Here is a 19,372-nt window from a genome sequence, read left to right as displayed (position 1 = left end):
GTTGTTCAGTCGTTCTTGGTTGCTATAATCATCATTAAATAAGTAAGAAGATAGTTAGTTACTATCAGGAAAAGTGATATGTATAATCTAGAACAGCTGAGAATGTTTGTTGAAACGGCACAATCTGGTTCATTTTCGGCATGTGCTCGTCAGTTGGGAAAGGTGCAGTCGGCAGTCAGTCAGGGAATTGCCAATCTTGAAATCGATCTCGACACCACCTTGTTTGATCGTACTACACGCAAACCTTCATTAACCCCACAAGGTGAAAGACTGCTGCCGTTTGCGCAAGCTATCTTGCAACAAACCCGCGAGCTTGACTCTGTTGCTGGCGCATTTAACTTATCCCATGAAACACAGATAAAAATAGCGGTGGACGACGCATTATTTCCCATGCTAACGAGTATGCTAAATACCTTTGCATCACAGTTCCCTGCAACCATCTTAGAGCTCTACGCTGTTGCAACACCGGATGTATTAGCCTTGGTGCATAGTGGACGAGCGGACTTAGGACTGATGTTTGCTAATAGTGGTTTTCCGCAAGAGGTGGATCTGTGCTATGTAGGGAGCTTGCCGTTCAATGGTGTTGTGAGCCCAATGCATCCGCTGGCCAGCGTCGCTATCGTCACTGCCGCAGATTTAATCCCACATCGTCAACTTTTGATCCGTGGTCTAGAAGATCAGCCCTTACCGCATTTTCCGAGCATATCTTCACATATCTGGTGGGGCAATAGCTTCAATGCCGTTAATCATATGGTTAAAGAGGGCCTAGGCTGGGGCTACATTCCCAGCCATATGGCGAAGCAATATGAGCGTCAGGGTGACATGGTGCTAATGAACTTAAGCTTTGACCATAAGCCATGGCGAGTACCGATTGATCGCGTGATGGCAAAACAAAAGGCTCGGGGTCCAGCGCTAATGTGGCTGGCCGATGCTGTCACAGATTTGTTGGAAGAGTAACGCATTTTTGTGTTATCGCGTATGCTAGTGCTATGAGTACATAATATATGTCTCGTCTTTTTTGCTTTTTGGCTGACGGCTGCGATGAATGAGTTTACTCTGATTTCAATTGTATTTGTTGTGGTTGCATCTGGGATCGTTAGATAGCAAAATCTAAAGTTATCAGCAGAGTTACCATCTGAATTATCACTACTATCAGCACTAGAGTGCTCAATGAGCCATTACCTATGCCAACAGAAAAAGAACAAACAATAGAAGAGTTGCAGCAAGGACTTCCCATTACGATAGTGGCGGATGGCCAATTTTCGGATTCGCTTAAGCCGTTGTTGGCTCAGCTGGAGATGTGGATCAATTTTCAGGCGTTAAAAGCGGATTGGTATGGTAATGAAGATCTTATTTTGTCTTTTGATTTTACCTTAGTCAGGTCATTGGAAGAAAAAATACAACAAATCACAGAAGTGAGTGTAGAGAGCTGGGTGGTAGAATCGGGTTATGCTTATCATTATGAAAGCAGCTGCCTGACGACGATTGCTTTTATTGCGGTTGATGATTTGGTGCAGGGTGGCGTTGGTATTGAGCAGGCGATAAAAGCCAGATTGACAGCCGTAGCCAATGCTATTGCACTAAAGCATGGTTTGTTGGCTTTGGAATAGAAAAGTTACTCTGGACAGGATAATTAAGAAACCTTCTAACACAGCGGATTATGGTTTGATAGTTGGGGGTTATTAGCCGACTATTAACTAAGTATTCGCCGAAATGAGGTGAGATTTGCCCCATGATGCATCAACACAACGGGGCATGCTTTTTACAGTGAGTGTGGGTTATTTGTTTTGTACAAATTGATCAATTTGATTTTGGGCTAAGGCTTGATCCATGGTGCCCTTAAGTAGCTTGTACATCAAAATAGACGCATCAATTTCAGTTTTACGGTTAGTTAAGCTTTCAATGTTCAAGCCTAATGGAATATTAAGCGGAATAACTGTTGCTAAAATTTGCAGCAGATTACTGTGGTTAACCTTAATTGACTCATACAAAGGGTCGTCCGCAGACAAAATACGTTCGCTGGTAGCTTTGGGGACAGACACACCTAACCAATTGATAAACTCTAATGTTTTAGCGCTACCGCAGGGGGAGAATGTCAGAATTACTCGGTTTGGCTTTATGTTATTTAGCGCACATTCCTGAGCATAACTAGTTAACATATCGATAGTTGCTTGAGCGTTATACACCGCTTGAGTAATGTAGTACTCACAACCTAAAGTCGACTTACCTAACAGACGAATATGTTCATTCTTTTTACTTAAATGGCGCTCAGCAATGGCCACACCACCTAGGTAGAACTCCTGAGAGTGTGCGGCTAACACACGGTAAGCGTCATTTAGAGGCAATGAGCTGGCAACCTGAGTCGATGGCGAACCTACTAATACCAAGTCTCTAACATTATTTTGATACCAAGTACGCGACAACCATTCACTAAACTCTTGCTCATCAAGACCTGCAACACTTTTATAGGCGATAACAGGCTTACCTGACTTTTGATTGATCAGCTGGGCGTAGGTGCCAGAGTCATGGGTAGCTTTAAACGGAAAAGGCCTAGGAATATCAATGCGATTCGTTTCGTCCTGAATATCATAAATGATCAAACCATCAAAACTTATCTCATCAAGGCGGGCTAACAACTTATCAGCGATAGTACTGACCGATTCAAAATCTGTATCGATTTTTGGTGGAGTAGTACCAATAAAATAGAGCCCACGGTTATGATCGGACGAACGCTGTTTTAATGATTTTTTCATGTTTTAGCCGTCTAGATGGATATAATCTTCATTGTGTCTTAAATAGTGGCCGTTGTTAAGACTCAATAAGATAATTTTTTGTATTGCTACAAAATCATATCTTTTCAGTACCTCATCAACTTTCTTCGAACCGAGACACCCATCATTAATAGCGTGTTTTGAGATCTGCCACGTTCAATCTAGAAGTGCACCACCTATACTTTTTAAAAGATTAGGAATGACACTTAGGAAACAGGCTGTAAAATTAATTCCCCCCTTGGAGTCGCTACGCCTAGATTGAGAGTTTAACCAATAACGCCTAATAAACATGTTGTTTTCCACTGGTTTACTTTATATCAGCCCATATTTACTGATATGAGTCTGGAAGAGTACCATTGTTAATTAGTTTTCTTATATGGTCTTTCCTAGTTATCATACCTAAAGTATTATCTAATTGCATTATTGATGGTATTTGCAATGATTTATTAGTTCTAATTAAATTAGACACTGCATTGTTGTTTATTATTATTTCTTGAATCGGAATAACACTTCCGACATTGTCTAAAATTAAGTCCTGTGATATTATAGCTGTTAGCGTTTCAGATAAAACTTCTCTGACTAAAGGTTGTTCATCTCCTGGGAAAAAATTAATAATTCTATCAATAGTTTTTATCGCAGAATATGTATGTATTGTCGCTATCACCAAATGTCCGGTTTCAGCCGCTAACAGTGAAGCTCTTAATGTTTCTCTATTTCTTATTTCCCCAACAACAATAACATCAACATCTTCCCTAAGAGCTGAATAAATTGCATCTTCAAATGAAGAAACATGTTTTCCAACTTCCCTTTGATTAATTATTGCTTTCCCTCTTTTAAAAATGGTTTCTATTGGCTCTTCTATCGTCAATATATGAACATTCTTTCGTTTGTTTATATAATCAACCATCGATGATAAAGTCGTTGACTTACCTGTATTCGTGCTACCAGCTAATAATATCAACCCTTTTTTATACTCAGAGATTCTCTTCAAAACTTCGCCATTATCGTAATCATTTAAATCAATGATATTTTGATTTAGAATCCTAATAATAAGTCCAAGACCAAAATTATGCCTAAACAAATTAACTCTCAACACAGTATCTTTGTTGAAGTTGTAAGCGTAATCAGTATCTTTTGTAAGATTTAGGCTGTCACCAGGAAAGGTTTCTGTTACAAAGTTAATAATGTAGTCATCATTAATAGTAAAGTCTGAAATTGTTATAATAGAACCTTTGTGTCGAGCATGAATCCTTTCACTAGCAGACAAATGAATGTCAGAATATTTACTTTCTATACTTAGTAATAAAATCTCATTTATATGTTTTGATGTCATTTAAATAATTCCAATCGATTAGCTTTAATATATTAGGTGTGACTGTGTTTACTGCTACTTTTCCACTAAATAAAATTAACGAACCTAACAATTTCTTTATTAATTGAAACTCTCCCTTTGGCATATTTTATCCGTGCCACATAAAATAAATGTACTAGTTCTTCCTCTTCCGCCAAAAAATAAAATGAGCAATAAGAATTAGTCCAGAAAGTATTATTTCCGACATTGATACGTCTCCTTTTCACTTTACGATGGCTTTGCATCTATGATGCTATCGGTATGTTTCGACAAGTATATATCAATCATGCTACAGCATAATAATTAGACGATCACATTAAGATGAACTCAGCAATATTCATTACCCTCTTGATAGGCGTTGTTGATCAAATCCTCGCTATAGATGCAGCTACTCCAAGGGTTTGAGCTAACTAGGCAGGCTGTTTCCTAACTGGCATTCCTAGTCTTATGACTTTGTTCATTGCCTTTACACCTGCCAGCGCTTCACCTACTTGAGCATTATAATCTCGTAGGCTAAGTTTCGGACTAATTAGTTGCTTATATCGGTACATTGCTGTTTCAGATAGCGACCGTAAGTGATAGTCATTTTCCTTCTTCCATTGCGCTAACTCATTATTTTTGAGGGCTCTCACTGCCTCGTTTCGAGGATGCCCATCCTCCCAAAACCCAGCACTGCTTCTTGGTGGGATAGTTGGTTTGCAACCTTTACGCTGAAGTAGTTTGTGACACGCTTTGGTGTCGTATGCTCCATCAGCAGAAACTTGTTTAATTTGTCTTCTTAACGGCTTGATTAATGTGGGTAACACTTCATTATCAGCAACGTTAACCAGAGTGACTTCTGCTGCTACGACTTCATGCGTATTCGCATCTACTGCGAGGTGTAACTTACGCCAGGTACGACGCTTTTCTTTACCATGCTTTCGAGTCTTCCATTCTCCCTCGCCGTAAACTTTGAGGCCCGTTGAATCAATCACTACATGTGCCACAGAGCCACGACTCGGTGAGCGATATTTGATATTTACGGTCTTGGCACGTTTGCTAATGCAGCTATAGCTTGGTGAGGTTAGTGGCACATCCATAAGCTGGAAAACCGAGGTAGTGAAACCTTCTAGTGCTCTCAGTGATAAGTTGAATACACCTTTAACAACCAATGCAGTTTCAATAGCAACATCAGAGTAAATATACCCACGGCCACGGCGGCCGTGATGTTCAGAGCAACACCAAGAGCTAATGGCGTGCTCATCAATCCAAAAGGTCAAGGACCCTCGATTAATCAATGCCTTATTGTACTGAGACCAATTGGTCATTTTACGCTTAGCTTTACCCATCTTGATGTTTCCAATAACCACATTGGAAGATCAGATCACATAAGCTGCAAAAGGTTCAATCGATTTAGGAAACAAGGCCCTCTTGATATTAACCGTATCAACTTGAATAAGTGAAATGATAAGTTTTGATTTATCATAATTCACAATTTATGATGGTTTCTGCCGTTTCATACAAGTTCTTATTGCAAATTTTTCTCGGTGATCTTGTAGTTTTCCGCTTTCTAACTTCCTTCCCCAGCCTAGGTGATTAGCTATCATACCGATGAGCCAAAGCACAATTTCAGTGAACATAGCAATAAGTCATAGAGCATCTAATCGTCTAGGGTATCGATTCTTGCAGTGTCTAAGCCCCATGTCATATTGGGGACTTTTCAAGTCACGAAATGTCTCTTCTATCTGCATACGCTGGCATATATAGGTGAGTTAGTTTAGCAGCTGTAAACGTTTCTGGTGGCAAGTTGGTTGTTAGTAACCAAGGCTCTTTACTGTCAGTTCGATGTTTCGGTTTCTCCTTCTCCTTGTACAAATGGATATGGCAACTTAATGGACTTTTCTTAGCGAGATAGACAGCACTATATACTTACCTTTATTGTTTGTGGCTGGATAAGCGATTTATTTGATTGACATAAGCCCTAGCCATGGCGCTGAACCACGCATCACCACGAACTCTACTGAGTCAAACCAACCGTAACTGGTGACTTGTTGGAACCAGGTATTGTGATAGCCCGCATCAGTAACAATCAAAGGACAGCAATGTCGAGGGATAATTTGAGCGAGCTCTGCTAAGAATGCATTGTGACGTCGAGGGGCTTATAGTCTTCAATTAAGAAGGTGTGTTCATAAAGTGTTACTGAGTGCCATTAACGAATTTTTTCCCGTACATTAGCCCTGTCAACCAGCACGATAGGCAGAGGATTCGCACCGCACAGGTGAATTGTATGCCAGCGCTTAGAGATCCCCTCATTTTTCAATTTTAAATAATCCCGAAAATTGAACGGTAAATAGGCTGGTTTTTAAGGTAACGATAAAAATTATCCATTAGAGGTTCTGCCCACTCTTCTCGCATCGTGGGTAACAGTTCATAGTAAATACAACCTTGGCGAAACAGAGAGTATGAGCGAGTTTTACTGGTATTTGCCTTTATTGTCTTTTCCAAGTCAGCATCCTCGCCCGCTTTTCCTAGTAGCGTCAGCAAGCCTATCGCCAAGGCGCTTAGCAAAAACAACCGGTCTCTACGTACCGGGGAACGCGTGTAGGTGGCACTCATCCCCATGCCAAAACGATAGTCTTTAATGTCACGAAAAGTCGTCTCTATCCCCCAACGTTTCCCATATAAAGTCAACATCTTGCTACTCACTAGGTCACGTCGACTTGATGCTAAATACCAAGCTTCTTTCATGCCTTTTTTCTTGGTGCAAATGACCCGAGCGACTGCTTGCTTATTACCCGTTATTTGAACGTCCTTAAGGGTTCTTGTTATGCCGCTGGGTAATAGCCAGTCCTTTACTGGAAACAGCTCTCCTACCGCATCGGTGACTTTGATATTAGCCTTAATTCTAATGATGAAGTCAAAACCCAGCTCATGTTCAATGAAGTTAAATAGTGCCGTATCACTAAAGCCTCTATCAGCAACAATTGTCACTTTAACATCCTCTGCAACGATCGACCTTAACTTAACCAACAACTCATCTTCATGGTTGTTTCTATTACCTTTTAAAGCATGTTTACGATGGGTTTTCCATAGCAGTGGCGTGTTACGTCCATGGGTTGTTTGCATACTCAGTACGATGGTTGAATGGTCGTCTGAATCAAATTCAGTCCAATCGAGAGAGACCACTATCTCTTTGCGTGCACCGATAATATAAGGCCCCCAGGAGTCCAGTAATTGCCAGACGTTTAACTTTGTATTACTGAGTAATCGGTCTACTTGTTTAATAGCAGACTTACGCTTAAGTTTATTGGCTTGGGCTAAGCCAGCGCCAATGGCATGAATAGCGAGTGACCCCTTTTCAATCACTCCGTGAGCGGCATTAGCAAGTGAGGTGACCCTTTTAGCATGCATGTCATGGCCAAAGAGTTCATCGATGTGATTATGAATAAGGGCTTTATTTATCATGTTATAAATTTTAGAACATAGAGTGATTTGGCTTATTATACTCTGGAAGCCTTGCTGCCTCTGGTTATTATGAGGGGATGCTTAAGATGCCAGCGATAAATATCGAGTCTATTTAATGTAACAAGCATTATAGACCTCAAAAATCATGACGAAAATAGTTAATTTTGTGTAGAGCTGAAATTGACAGGATATTTCATAAAAAATCTCGTGATACTTATTGTTGGGAAGATCATAATTAATCTAAATATTTGTTTATTCAGTAGCTAATTTCGATTTTTTTCGAGTTAATATCGAAGTTAGTTAGAAAATTAGCGTTATCAAAGTCTAGCTGGTATCGGTGATTTTAGCGCCTGTAATACTAACTGATTTTTCTAAGTATTCCATTAATTAGCGTGGTCATCATGACTATTCACAGGGGACTTTGTTGCAGCCCCTCATAACGTCATTACAGTGCTGATATGTCGTGTATAACACATGTGGTATGGGGTGTTAGGTGTTTATAATATAGTGAGTGTGTTGTAAGTCATTGATTTGTACTGGTTTATTTCCTTTGTTTTTCTGAGTGTAAAATTTAATGTTAGATAGTGAAATCAATCAATGAACTTATAGCGTTTATAAATGATGTTTACATACGTTCAAAATAAACTTAAATTACGCCTCGACTTCTGTAGGGGATACTCCCCTTGTCTATTATTTGATTTTATATACTCCATATTTTTAATTTAAGGTAATGCTTTAAGGTAATTCTTTAAGGTAGTTATTTATTCTAATGATAGAGAGAAATAATACTAACTATTAGGCATTAATAATTCTTTCATATGCTGTTGTTAATTAACTTACTTGTCATGAAAGAATAAAATTTATCCAAAGGAAATATATAGTATGTTTTGTAACACAAATAGAAAATACCGTGGTCATAAAAAAGCACGCGGATTGGCATTACTCGAAATCTTGATTGCGATTGGTATCTTAGGATTAATAGCAGCGGGTGTTGCCACCTTAGCGGCTAGAACTTTTGAAAAGCAAGATCTTAAAGATATTCAAACGGATATGACTGATGTTTCTATTGCACTTCAACAAGTCTATAGCCGCGCTGCACAATATGTTGATACTAAGTCTAAGTCCGTCCAAGAATTTGCAGACTCAAAAGCAATCGATTCAAGTGTATCAATTAACCCACTGACAAATTCGGCTTATCTCTTTAGTGTGGCTAAGGTCCGTACTACCGATACCTTAAATACTGGTTTTGTACTTGGGATTGATAATGCAAATCAAACCGCATGTAATGCATTGATAACAGGACCACTGCTTGATGATGCAGATTACATTACGGTTATGGAAACTGGTACGACTATTGCTGATCAAGCTTTTGATACCTCTGGTACTATTGACATTAAAAATACAACCTCTGGCATTAACCAAGATATATACGACCCTACGGCTGTGCTTGCATTATGTCCTAGTACGACAGACCAAAATCTTATCGTGATCGGTTATAAATAATATCGTTAAATAAATGACAACCGCTCAACGAGTATATTGAGCGGTTGAACATTGTCAGCCAATAATTTGAATTCCTTGGATGTCTTATTATGAAAAAACAACATGGCTTGGCACTATTAGAGGTGTTGATTGCGGTTTCAATTCTTGGAGTGATTACATTGGGGGTTATGAAATTACAAACTGGTCAGTTGAGGGAACAGGTAAAAACGTTAGCTGCTGCTAAAGTTGCTCATATTTACCAATTGAGTACTCAGGTCATGTTTGATCCCTTGGTGAAACTAAAAAGCTCAAAAGCAGATGATATTTCAACTTGGAAAACCAATGACACCATTCATGGGTTGAAAGAAAAACTTACGAATGGTGGATATATTTATCTTGATGCACAAAATAAAAGCAATATGAAAGTCGCTAATTTTTTTAACGGCATCAATTACGATACCGATAAAGATAGTTGTGCCGTTAATAATGGTGTTACAAATGAACGCGTCAATTGTGCTAGCGGGCTTGAAGACGAATTGACCTTGAGCAAGAGTTTCAAGGTGAAAGGCATAAAAGTAGATGGCGAAAAGCAATCATATTTCTCGATAAATCATGTGGGTAATTCAGATGTTAGTGATGTTAAACCAACTGTAATAACCATATTTATTGATGGACTAAGTGATCGAAAAAGCCTTAAAGAAATGAATGATCTAGCACTTGCGGTGAGTGAGCAAGTGTCACAAATCGATGACATAGAAAATAGTGCTTATGCATCCATTCATATTGCAGACTTCAGTAAAGAACCTGCTAAATATGATACAGGTGATGAAGCTTATAAAGCACTTTTAGACGCTAATTATCAGATAGATCCCAACATGGGGCTGGCGATTATTTTTAATTTAGGGGGAACCCAAGCATTAAGAAGTGATGGCATGGTGGCGATGCAAAAAAATAGGTCACTGTGCTGGAATGTCAGCGTAGGGAGTGAAGAAGATGGCTTTATTTGCCAATCGGCCATTTCATCAGGCACTGGTGGCGGGGGAACATCTGGTTTTATCCAATCAGATAGCAATTTACTTTATCAAACAGGGGACCAAAAATCGTCGACTAAGGTGTATCGAACCCCTGTGGAAGTAATCGTAGCGGCTTTCAATGGTCAGGATATTGAAATTGCAAAACCTGTGTGCCCGACGATTAAAGAAAATAAGTTATTGCCTCATTTAGCTGTGGTTGGCAGTTCTTTTTCGAACAGTGGTTTTGGTGAGTTCCCTGAAGCAGATAATGATCACTACGGAGATAACAGCGTCTCAAATCATGATCATACTGCAGAAATGGTGTCGGGGCTATTGTTTAGGTGGAAGGATAGCAATCATCCGGAATATTGGTCGGTTACAGGCATTGTGGGTTCTTCAAATGATCAAGATGGCGATGAAGGAAAAAATCCGCAGTCATTACAAATAGTGGCATTACGTTGGTGTGAAGTGGAAAAAAAATGATGAAAGTAAAATTAATATTATTAATTGCGTTAAGTCTGAGCATAGTGCCTGAAACGGTATTGGCTAATGACAGTGACGTAGTCAAGAGTGATGACAGCAGTCATATAGAAGCTCAAATAAGCCTAGTAATTAAAAAAGGCAACAGTGTTGAGTCCAGTTTATCTGACTTTGTTCAGAGGTTTGGTTATAAATTAAAATGGGATACTGAAGATATCACCTCCGGTTATAGCGTGAGCTACGAAGACACTACGGCGATAGGTATTTTAAAGCAATTTGTCAGTGATATGCGTGCGAACGGAAAGTTAATAAAAGGCACGATTTACAAAAATAAGGTACTGGTGATTGAAAATGAAAGTGAATAAGTTGCTATTGTTTTTTGCTGCCACGGTGTTGTTATCGGGTTGTGCGGAGATGTCTTCCTTTTCACAAGGGGGAGATGAAATTGAGAGCCGTAGAGTTGAAATGGAAAAACAATTTTCAGACTTTAAAATCTCTGATGATAATTTTTTAGAGCTGCAAGATAACAGTTCATACCCAAATAAATTCTGGGCATTAAATATAAAAACTACCTATTTCAAATCCGTATCTATTGATGAGGTTCTGAAGAGTTTAGGTCAAAAACTGAATGTATCTTACTTTGACAAAGGTGATGATAGCGAACAAACAAGAAAGATCATATTTGAAGGTTCTGTGAATAATTACCTTAAATATTTGGCAGACGCTTATGATGTGTTTATCGATGTGGATAAGTACAAAATAGTAAAAAGAAATTATAAAACAAAAGTTTTTAAGTTGTATAATTCACGTTATTTAAAAAATGAATCAAAGTATGCGTTCGGCTCATCAATTGTCGATAGTAAAGGGGGAGCAAATGGATTTTCGGGCGAGATAGCAATTGGAGGTGCGGTAGACTTATGGGGAGAGGCGAATGAATATCTGACATCGATGAAAGAAAGTAATGAGTCTTTTAATTATTCTATTTTTAGAGATTTTTCTCAAATCGTAGCTACGGGTTCCAAAAAAGAGTTGGATCGTGTCGAGTTATTTGTCGATAATTATAATAAGTTAGCCTCTACTGAGATAAAAATCTCCTATAAAATTATCAGCATAAATCAAGAATCACTTAAGGCACTGGGTGCAGATCTTCAAGGAGGTGATTCAGCATTCCAAATCAATGGCTCGACATCAAGTGGCTATGGGGGGTTAGAACTGGGCTCTGTATCAGTGGGAGCTGCGGTAGATGGAAGTACAGATACAATTGGCGGTTCCTTAACGGCTCAATTAGTAAAAAGTGGCGCCCGCATAATGAATGAAGGTGTAGCTGTGAGTTTGAACGGTAAACCTGTCCCAATTAATGCTGTCAATGAAGTGGGTTATGTCAGTACCATTACCCGAGAACCGGGTAGCGAGAACGAAGACGCAGCGGAGACAATAGAAACCGATACGTTAGAAACTGGTATGTCGTTTATGATTGTTCCTGATGTATTAAACGATGGCAGAGTGAATATCACCATGGGGTATTCAAGAAAGAGGTTAAACCAGTTAGTTTCATTTGGTGCTGAAGGGGATTCAGTGCAGCTGCCTAATATATCACGCAATGAGAATATTAATAATCTTATCGTAGGCGTAGGCAAGGAAACCGTCGTTGCTATATTTAAGGAGGATCTTACATCAAAAGCTGACTATACCGGGCTTGTAGGTAAGTCGATGAGTGATTCTAACTCTAAGAGCGTGACGGCGTTAATCGTGAGAGTGGATACTAAGACATGAATATTATTACTGATTCCATCTGGTACTGTAGCCACCCTGAAAAATTGAGTTTCCTCGAAAAAAATAAAAATATATACAAACTCATATTTAATAGGAGTGATTCAGGGAAAGTAAACTTATGTATAAATATAGATTTACAAAAGAAAGATGAGTCGAAGAATATTCCGTTGGCAAAGTTTCTTATTGATAATGGAAGTATTAAAGATGATGCTCACTATTATGTTGACCATTCGAATGGTAAACAATACAGTGTTTTTTATAAGGGGGGGGTAATATATCCTTTTTCTGACAGAGTATGTGGTGAAGATCTCGTTAATCGACTAAAAAAATATTATAGTCTCGATGATACTAAGATCATCTCACTAGAACAAGGTCTCCTTAAAATCACCAGGAATAAAGAGGTTATGGTTAAAGCTAGTGTAGTAATAATGACCGTTTTAGGTATGTTTATATTGTCGTCAGCGGCATCTGCTACTTTCTTTTTCTATAAGTAATCATGGAAATAAAATTAAGTAAAGCCAAACTGTATGTATTGGTCGCTGCAATCTCTGCAGTGCTGATGGGGGGGGCTGCAGGAGCCTTTCTTTATAAAGATAAAGCGAGCCAGAAAGAAGCTCGACAATTAGAACTGAGAAAAATTGATACAGCCAAAAAAAATTATTTATCATTAATTGAAACTATTGGTGGGAAATTGTCATTTCCAATTTTAGATTATATTAAAATGGAAAGTGAACTGTCTAACGTTAATTTTCTAGGCTGGAATCCTGTAGAGTTAAAATGTCAGACAACAACCTGTGACTATACCTTAAATACCGACAACCAACATTATGTAGGTATACCAAATATTGCCATGGGATATCAAGATTTGAATATCGTTATGTCCGGTAACAACCTGATGATAAAGGGTATAAACCTGCTAGCGATCGATAACGGGCTTGATGAACTTACTTACAAAGGACTACCTCTGTGTACAGATTCTTTGTCTGATATGAGAAAGTTCACTGATATTGCGGGTTTTTCATTAAGCCGTGGAGGTAGCGCTAACGCATCATCTTTTGCTTTTCAGCAACCGGTTTCGTTAGTTAAGGAAAAAAAATTGTTAATTAAAGGAAAGGCTGACTATCTTGATGTATATGGAATTGATTGGAATGCACAGGGGTTTGATAAAATGAAAATTAACTATTTATTTAGATATATATTTAATAATAAAAATGTTGGAGTGTCGGCAATACGTAAAGTTTATGAAGAGAGTAATTTAGGTTATAGCATGACTGGAACTATATATTGTAAGGCGAATTAAATGAAAGTTAAAGTACTGTATTTGTTATCTATGTTTTTCTCTGTTAACACATTGGCTGCAATAGCTCAAAATGATGCTGTAAATAAACAAGACATGAGCCGGGAAGTTAGAGGGGATGTATTGGAAACAGCAAACTTAATGGATGAGATTAATTTATTGAAACTTAAATTCGAAAAAGAACAGCTAGATAAATCTTTAAATGAAGAATTGTTAAAAAATATTGAGGTGAAAAAAGAAATCGATAAGTATGATCCAGTAAGTAAAGTTAAAAAACAAAATCCGGCAGATGGCCCATTTAATGTAAATGGCATTAGGCTTTTGTCTGTGACATCTTTGCAAAACGCAAATGAGATGGCTGTATTTAGTTTTTATGGTCGCAAGTATAACCGCGCACCAGGCGAAGACTTCAAAGGGGCTAATATTTCAATAGATGGTGAATATGTCGTTTTTGAATACCATCGGAAAAGTTATAAGTTCAGGTATTAGCCTATGAACGATATAATCACGACAGAATTTGGTGATGTCGATCTTGAAAAAAGTCATATCGTCCAGAATCAAAAAGGGCTGATGATCTGTTGGTTGTCGAGCCGTAATGATTATTTTTTAATTGATGATTGTGGTGGACGACAGGCTATTTTTGATTACTTGATTCTGGACAATTTTAATGATGAATTTGGCGCTTTACCTACCTTTAATACGATCGCGATTATCTCGAATACTGATTTTTATCGTGTGTTTACCGCGCTCGACACTATGTCAGGTAATGAGTCGAAACAAAGCACCGATCTAGCAGATTCTATCGATGCTTTGTTTGAAACAGCCATAACGGCAGGTGCCAGTGATATTCATTTTGTCAGAAACGATCAAGTGGCCATTATATCTCTAAGGACAAATGGCTCATTGACACAACTGAAGACTATCTCTTCAGAAAGTTGCGATGAGATGATGTTTGTTTCTTATAATATCTTGGCTACCACCAAGGAGTCCACCTGAAATAGAAATATTCCTCAAGATGCGAATATATTGCGGGAATTGCCTTCGGGCTCCTATCGATTTAGGTATGCGCACATGCCAATATTTGGTAGCTCAGGTGGATGTTACCATGCTGTATTAAGGATAATTAAGGCCGAGAGTGAAATTTTTGATATTGTTGAAAATAAGAATCCGTTAGAAATGCTTAAGCTTACAGCAGATGAACAACATGATTTACAAGCTATGATGCAGTGCCCCCACGGTCTCTTGTTGATAACAGGTGTCACAGGTTCAGGTAAATCGACCACGATTAAAAACGTGCTTGAGTGGATGTATAATAAGAAATATGGCAGTAATGCCTGCTTTGTTACCGTTGAAGATCCTGTGGAATATCGGATCATGGGTGCTATACAAAGCTCAGTTGTTCGCCTTAAAGAGGGGGTCAACCCTTTTCTGCCTGCACTTAAATCCGCCATGAGACGAGATCCAGATGTGCTAATGATAGGTGAGACTCGTGATGATCAAACTGCCACAGCGCTCACTGGGGCGATCGAGAGTGGACATTATGCGGTAACAACTGTGCATGCGGGCTCAGTCACAACAGCGATTCAGAGACTAGAAAGCTTAGGGGTAAAAAAAGACCGTTTAGCTTCGCCTGGATTTATCGCGGGCATTATCACCCAAACACTGGTTCCTATCCTTTGTGGTCATTGTAAAGTCTATTGGGGGACTGATAATTTTGAACATCGACTATTTACTAAGAATATTGGAGGCTGTGAAAAGTGTAACTGTTCAGGTACTGCAGGGAGAAGACCGGTATTTGAAATGCTGGTGCCAGACCTGAACATGTTACAGGAAATCGCGGCGGGTAACCCAACTAAGGTCTACAAACATTGGCGTGACAAACATGACGACAAGAAGAAATTAAATCAAGGTTACCTGATGAAAGAAAAAATATTCATTTTAGTTATGAAGGGGGACGTCGATTATCAGTGGTTCATCGATTTCTATGGGGCTATAGACGAAACTATTCTAAGAGAGATTCATGAGAAAACTATCAATCGTTGACCGTATACAATTATATCAAATGTTAGCAGATTTAATGAAGGATGGCCTGCCTTTATTTGAGTCGTTGAGTCTCATAATGAAAGAAGGCAGTGGGGTATATAAAGCATCGTTTTTGAAAAAAATAAATTTGCTCATCGAACAGTTACATGGCTCTACATCGATTGCTAGTGCTTTTTCGGGGATTATTCCCGATGAAGAGCAATCCGTATTAGCCTCATCGGAACTTGCTGGTGACCTAATAGAAGGTTTCGAAGCGGTGATAACCTCCGTGATGGTGAAACAAAAAATATTTGCGAAATTAACCAGTGCGCTTGCGGTTCCAGCCATATTAATTATTGCCTGTATTTTAGTGGTGATCATGTATAGCGTAAAGGTCTTTCCGGCCTTTGAATCCGTTCTCCCATTAGATCAATGGCCTGACTTGTCATTTACTATGTATAGTGCCGGGTTGTGGCTGATGCACTCAGGCTTAATTATTTTGCTCGTGCTATTTTTAGTTCTATCTATGATTCTAACTAAGTTAATGTCTTCATTTACCGGTAAATTTAGAAATAATGTACTCGATAAACTTCAGCCGTTTAAGACCTATAAAAAGCTGCAGTCATCTCAGTTTTTGATGGATATTTCTATATTAATAAAATCTGGTGTGCCTATTGCTGATGCGATTGAAAAAAAGGCGGAGATGTCTAAGGGGTGGGTAAAGTATCATTACGAGTTAATGTATCACAATCTATCGATAGGGCTGCCTTTTAAGGAAGCACTCAATACGGGTTTTTTTTCCAGTGAAGACATCTTTACCATTACTATATACAGTTCATTAAATGGATTTGTGGAAATGTTAACCCAAATATCGATTAAATCTAATGAATCTACCATAAAGAGTATTGAAAAATTAGCTAGTTTATTGAATCTGTTATCACTACTCATTTTTGCAAGTGTTGTTTTAGCGATATTTGGTTCAACTTTTATGCTAAGTGGTTCAATCGGGGGCGCACATTGATAATTCAAGTATCCATATCAATGGTTATTGCCATGGTTGCCAGCTGTCTGATTAGCTTTTTCCAACTTTTATTCTATAGAATGAAATCTGGTTTTAATTTATTCGATGCTTTATTTACACCTTCGCATTGTGAAAACTGTCAGAGTAAAATAAATGTATTTTTTTTGATACCTATTTTTGGTTTTTTTATATCTAAAGGTAAGTGTAGGCATTGTAATTTATCTATACCCCTAAAGTATATTATGGCTGAACTTTTTGTTTTTATTATTTCATTTTGTGCATCAATTAAGTTTATCGATCTATGTTTATTCGGAATTGATTGCACCTTATAGTGTAATGTGTCGTTTGAACTTAAAAAGGTAATCGAATTACATTTACCTTGATTTGATATGAATATATTGCGTGACAATGGAATTTTATATTTATTAAAATGGCATTTTTTATGCTTAAACTAATCTGATAGAGGTACTAAGAATGAAAATATATAAATCAGCTCTTATAATGGCTATTGCATTATCTTCATCATTTACATACGCAGGAGAAGATAAAATATATTCTTCTTCTATCTTAAATGGTACAACAAAAAAAAGTTATTTTATTGATTTCACCATTTCTATACGTGGAGAAGGTGGCGGTCATAGTCATGACCGAGAAGTCTTCGGACAAGTTCATGTTAATAGTATCAATAGTTCTGAAGTAGACAGTGAAGCTTGGGCTAAGGATAAGTCACATTATGATTCAACTAAGTCTATAGAGGGGTCAGTAGACTCTATTACTGCAAATGATTCAAATAACGATTATATTACTCTTTCAGGTGTGTTGAATGATTCTAAACCTGGGGGGTCCGAGGTGATTTGCAGACTAAAGCCTGAAATTCCATTTTATCAAAAAGATAAAGGTAACCCGATAAAAGGTGTATTCACCGACAATATCAATTGCATTTCCGTTACAATAACTAGGTTTGATAAGATTTAGTTGCGAACATGCAGTTTATTTGTGTGTAGTAAGGGGGGGATTAAAGGTGAACATAGCAGGAGATGCTAAATAAAAATATAAGGAGAATTTAGCTTATAGAACACTCGGTGTGGGGGAGCAAGGTAACATTATTCTGGAGGCTCATGAACTCATGAACTCATGAACGTGAGTCATTCAGCGATGTTTAAAATGATATATTATCAGGGAATTATTTCCAGTTACCTGCCGAGTTCTAGCAACTCTCTGTAGGGCGCATAGGAGCGTCAACGTTTACATGAACAATTTTTATATACTTCAATCAGAATGGATGTGGCAATATCGTAGTCTGCACAATGTTCACTAGAAATACGTTCAAAATTACTTTTTAATCTCTTCTGATGATGTCTAGGTTTAACCACTCCTTTCCATTCAAGATAAGCTTTAACCCCCATTGTGGCTGACCATATATAAATTTATTGCTGCTTAAATCCTAACTGTTAACCTAGTGAAGCAAATCTGTTATTCGATGCTCTCTAACATACAGCGCTTAAGTTAATAGATAGATTTACATAAAGTTTCATTAAAAAATAATTTACTTAGTTAGTATTATTATGGTTCTATTTGTAGTGGCACACTAAATTTGGCCACCTGATTAGAGGTGATATCATCACTTCACTATTAAAGCAGGTGAGACAATGACAAAGAAATCTAGACCCACATATAGCGCAGAGTTTCGACTTGAAGCAGCGCAGCTAGTTGTTGACCAAAACTATTCAGTGACTGAAGCGGCCAAGGTCATGGGCGTGAGCAAATCAGGAATGGATAAGTGGGTTAGACAGCTTAAACAGGAGCGTAAAGGGCTCTCCCCTAAAGCCTCTCCAATGACACTCGAGCAGATTGAAATCCGTGAGCTAAAGAAGAAAATTGACCGCCTCGAGGAGCACAATACTATTTTAAAAAAGGCTACAGCTCTCTTGATGTCAGACTCCCTGAATAGTTCTCGTTAGTCGAGAAGCTCAAGCAGAGCCATACAGTAAAGCGTATTTGTGAAGTGTTCGGGCTTCATCGCAGTAGCTATAAGTATTGGTGTGGCCGCGTGAAAAATATTTCACCAGGAAGAGTTAAATTATACAGCCTAGTGAGAGAAGCCCATGCTGCTAGTAACGGCTCTGCGGGCGCTAGGAGCATCGCTGAGAAGGCACTAGCTTAAGCCGTTATCGAGCGAGTAAGCTAATGAAACAGCTCGGGTTAGTGAGTTGCCAACTTCCTAAGCATAGCTATAAAAGAGCGGACAGCGAGCATGTTGAAATACCCAACCATTTGTCGCGTCAGTTTCAAGTCACTGAGCCGAATCAAGTGTGGTGTGGCAACGTGACTTATATCTGGACAGGTAACCGATGGGCTTACTTAGCAGTGGTTATTGACTTGTTTGCTCGAAAGCCAATTGGCTGGTCAATGTCATTTTCACCAGATAGTACCTTAACGGGAAAAGCGTTATCAATGGCTTTTGAGTCAAGAGGAAGACCGCAGGCACTGATGTTTCATAGCGACCAAGGTTGTCACTATACCAGTCGACAATATCGTCAACTATTTTGGCGATACCAAATAAAACAGAGTTTAAGCCGTCGAGGAAACAGCTGGGATACTGAGCTTACTATAACTAATACTGGTAGTTATAGATTGACTCATGCTGGGATTGGCTTAGCGCCTTTGTATTGACCTGTCATCTACAACTAACAGTTTAATTTATCACCAGTGTTAGTG

The 19,372-nt window shown here is 38.5% G+C and carries 18 protein-coding genes and 2 pseudogenes; 15 read left to right on the top strand and 5 right to left on the bottom strand.

Annotation, left to right across the window (positions count from 1 at the left end; all coding sequences use genetic code 11):
* Positions 1–78 precede the first annotated feature (78 nt).
* Both sps_RS23820 and sps_RS23815 read left to right on the top strand, forming a co-directional pair.
* Positions 79–957 carry a LysR family transcriptional regulator gene (locus sps_RS23820; RefSeq protein ID WP_077754787.1) on the top strand — a complete coding sequence of 293 codons (879 nt, stop codon included), beginning with the start codon at positions 79–81 and terminating at the stop codon, positions 955–957.
* A gap of 227 nt (positions 958–1,184) precedes the next feature.
* A complete protein-coding gene (locus sps_RS23815) occupies positions 1,185–1,610 on the top strand; it encodes a hypothetical protein (protein ID WP_077754786.1) in 426 nt (141 codons plus the stop codon).
* A gap of 168 nt (positions 1,611–1,778) precedes the next feature.
* Here sps_RS23815 and sps_RS23810 read toward each other — a convergent pair whose 3' ends face one another.
* The 5 genes and pseudogenes from sps_RS23810 to sps_RS23795 all read right to left on the bottom strand — a co-directional run bounded on the left by sps_RS23810 (position 1,779) and on the right by sps_RS23795 (position 7,566).
* Entirely contained in the window at positions 1,779–2,753 is a 975-nt protein-coding gene (locus sps_RS23810) for a methylenetetrahydrofolate reductase (RefSeq protein ID WP_077754785.1), read from the bottom strand.
* 346 nt (positions 2,754–3,099) lie between these two features.
* Entirely contained in the window at positions 3,100–4,104 is a 1,005-nt protein-coding gene (locus sps_RS23805; protein WP_077754784.1) for a type IV pilus twitching motility protein PilT, read from the bottom strand.
* A 428-nt stretch (positions 4,105–4,532) separates the two neighbouring features.
* Positions 4,533–5,450, bottom strand: a complete 918-nt coding sequence (locus sps_RS23800; RefSeq protein ID WP_077752481.1) for an IS5 family transposase — start codon at positions 5,448–5,450, stop codon at positions 4,533–4,535.
* A 204-nt stretch (positions 5,451–5,654) separates the two neighbouring features.
* Positions 5,655–6,397 (bottom strand): annotated as a pseudogene (locus sps_RS29280) (IS4 family transposase); the annotation flags it as partial.
* Positions 6,398–6,423: 26 nt separating this feature from the next.
* Complete coding sequence (locus sps_RS23795) at positions 6,424–7,566, bottom strand: IS4 family transposase (RefSeq protein WP_077751384.1); 1,143 nt, start codon at positions 7,564–7,566, stop codon at positions 6,424–6,426.
* Positions 7,567–8,448: 882 nt separating this feature from the next.
* Here sps_RS23795 and sps_RS23790 point away from each other — a divergent pair.
* The 13 genes and pseudogenes from sps_RS23790 to sps_RS23730 all read left to right on the top strand — a co-directional run.
* Positions 8,449–9,069 carry a type II secretion system protein gene (locus sps_RS23790; RefSeq protein WP_077754783.1) on the top strand — a complete coding sequence of 207 codons (621 nt, stop codon included), beginning with the start codon at positions 8,449–8,451 and terminating at the stop codon, positions 9,067–9,069.
* 89 nt (positions 9,070–9,158) lie between these two features.
* Positions 9,159–10,544 carry a type IV pilus modification PilV family protein gene (locus sps_RS23785; RefSeq protein WP_077754782.1) on the top strand — a complete coding sequence of 462 codons (1,386 nt, stop codon included), beginning with the start codon at positions 9,159–9,161 and terminating at the stop codon, positions 10,542–10,544.
* On the top strand, positions 10,541–10,906 hold the full coding sequence (locus sps_RS23780) for a TcpQ domain-containing protein (protein WP_077754781.1): 366 nt from the start codon (positions 10,541–10,543) through the stop codon (positions 10,904–10,906). Before sps_RS23785 ends, sps_RS23780 begins: the two co-directional genes overlap by 4 nt.
* Positions 10,893–12,314, top strand: coding sequence for a hypothetical protein (locus tag sps_RS23775; RefSeq protein ID WP_077754780.1), 1,422 nt, complete (start codon positions 10,893–10,895; stop codon positions 12,312–12,314). The genes sps_RS23780 and sps_RS23775 overlap by 14 nt, the downstream gene beginning before the upstream one ends.
* Complete coding sequence (locus tag sps_RS23770) at positions 12,311–12,808, top strand: hypothetical protein (RefSeq protein WP_077754779.1); 498 nt, start codon at positions 12,311–12,313, stop codon at positions 12,806–12,808. Before sps_RS23775 ends, sps_RS23770 begins: the two co-directional genes overlap by 4 nt.
* 2 nt (positions 12,809–12,810) lie before the next feature.
* The gene (locus tag sps_RS23765) at positions 12,811–13,614 is read left to right on the top strand and encodes a hypothetical protein (RefSeq protein WP_077754778.1); all 804 of its coding nucleotides are present in this window, start codon (positions 12,811–12,813) and stop codon (positions 13,612–13,614) included.
* Positions 13,615–14,100 carry a hypothetical protein gene (locus tag sps_RS23760; RefSeq protein WP_077754777.1) on the top strand — a complete coding sequence of 162 codons (486 nt, stop codon included), beginning with the start codon at positions 13,615–13,617 and terminating at the stop codon, positions 14,098–14,100.
* A gap of 3 nt (positions 14,101–14,103) precedes the next feature.
* The gene (locus tag sps_RS23755; protein ID WP_077754776.1) at positions 14,104–14,607 is read left to right on the top strand and encodes a P-loop NTPase family protein; all 504 of its coding nucleotides are present in this window, start codon (positions 14,104–14,106) and stop codon (positions 14,605–14,607) included.
* Between the two features lie 9 nt (positions 14,608–14,616).
* A complete protein-coding gene (locus sps_RS23750) occupies positions 14,617–15,654 on the top strand; it encodes a GspE/PulE family protein (RefSeq protein WP_077754775.1) in 1,038 nt (345 codons plus the stop codon).
* A complete protein-coding gene (locus sps_RS23745; protein WP_077754774.1) occupies positions 15,632–16,654 on the top strand; it encodes a type II secretion system F family protein in 1,023 nt (340 codons plus the stop codon). The genes sps_RS23750 and sps_RS23745 overlap by 23 nt, the downstream gene beginning before the upstream one ends.
* Positions 16,655–16,674: 20 nt before the next feature.
* Positions 16,675–16,986: a prepilin peptidase gene (locus sps_RS29275; protein WP_077754773.1), complete on the top strand. Its 312-nt coding sequence runs from the start codon at positions 16,675–16,677 to the stop codon at positions 16,984–16,986.
* A 142-nt stretch (positions 16,987–17,128) separates the two neighbouring features.
* A complete protein-coding gene (locus sps_RS23735; RefSeq protein WP_077754772.1) occupies positions 17,129–17,629 on the top strand; it encodes a hypothetical protein in 501 nt (166 codons plus the stop codon).
* A 674-nt stretch (positions 17,630–18,303) separates the two neighbouring features.
* Positions 18,304–19,252 (top strand): annotated as a pseudogene (locus sps_RS23730) (IS3 family transposase); the annotation flags it as partial.
* Positions 19,253–19,372: the final 120 nt, after the last annotated feature.

Source organism: Shewanella psychrophila, from assembly GCF_002005305.1.
GTDB classification, from domain to species: Bacteria; Pseudomonadota; Gammaproteobacteria; order Enterobacterales; family Shewanellaceae; genus Shewanella; species Shewanella psychrophila.
Note: the sequence above shows the minus strand (reverse complement) of the source record. Positions and strands in the feature narration are given on the sequence as shown.

Bases quoted from the DNA above. Each gene is read 5' to 3' on its own strand.
- sps_RS23820 (WP_077754787.1), top strand. From the start codon at position 79: ATGTATAATCTAGAACAGCTGAGAATGTTTGTTGAAACGGCACAATCT.
- sps_RS23815 (WP_077754786.1), top strand. From the start codon at position 1,185: ATGCCAACAGAAAAAGAACAAACAATAGAAGAGTTGCAGCAAGGACTT.
- sps_RS23810 (WP_077754785.1), bottom strand. From the start codon at position 2,753: ATGAAAAAATCATTAAAACAGCGTTCGTCCGATCATAACCGTGGGCTC.
- sps_RS23805 (WP_077754784.1), bottom strand. From the start codon at position 4,104: ATGACATCAAAACATATAAATGAGATTTTATTACTAAGTATAGAAAGT.
- sps_RS23800 (WP_077752481.1), bottom strand. From the start codon at position 5,450: ATGGGTAAAGCTAAGCGTAAAATGACCAATTGGTCTCAGTACAATAAG.
- sps_RS23795 (WP_077751384.1), bottom strand. From the start codon at position 7,566: ATGATAAATAAAGCCCTTATTCATAATCACATCGATGAACTCTTTGGC.
- sps_RS23790 (WP_077754783.1), top strand. From the start codon at position 8,449: ATGTTTTGTAACACAAATAGAAAATACCGTGGTCATAAAAAAGCACGC.
- sps_RS23785 (WP_077754782.1), top strand. From the start codon at position 9,159: ATGAAAAAACAACATGGCTTGGCACTATTAGAGGTGTTGATTGCGGTT.
- sps_RS23780 (WP_077754781.1), top strand. From the start codon at position 10,541: ATGATGAAAGTAAAATTAATATTATTAATTGCGTTAAGTCTGAGCATA.
- sps_RS23775 (WP_077754780.1), top strand. From the start codon at position 10,893: ATGAAAGTGAATAAGTTGCTATTGTTTTTTGCTGCCACGGTGTTGTTA.
- sps_RS23770 (WP_077754779.1), top strand. From the start codon at position 12,311: ATGAATATTATTACTGATTCCATCTGGTACTGTAGCCACCCTGAAAAA.
- sps_RS23765 (WP_077754778.1), top strand. From the start codon at position 12,811: ATGGAAATAAAATTAAGTAAAGCCAAACTGTATGTATTGGTCGCTGCA.
- sps_RS23760 (WP_077754777.1), top strand. From the start codon at position 13,615: ATGAAAGTTAAAGTACTGTATTTGTTATCTATGTTTTTCTCTGTTAAC.
- sps_RS23755 (WP_077754776.1), top strand. From the start codon at position 14,104: ATGAACGATATAATCACGACAGAATTTGGTGATGTCGATCTTGAAAAA.
- sps_RS23745 (WP_077754774.1), top strand. From the start codon at position 15,632: ATGAGAAAACTATCAATCGTTGACCGTATACAATTATATCAAATGTTA.
- sps_RS29275 (WP_077754773.1), top strand. From the start codon at position 16,675: ATGGTTATTGCCATGGTTGCCAGCTGTCTGATTAGCTTTTTCCAACTT.
- sps_RS23735 (WP_077754772.1), top strand. From the start codon at position 17,129: ATGAAAATATATAAATCAGCTCTTATAATGGCTATTGCATTATCTTCA.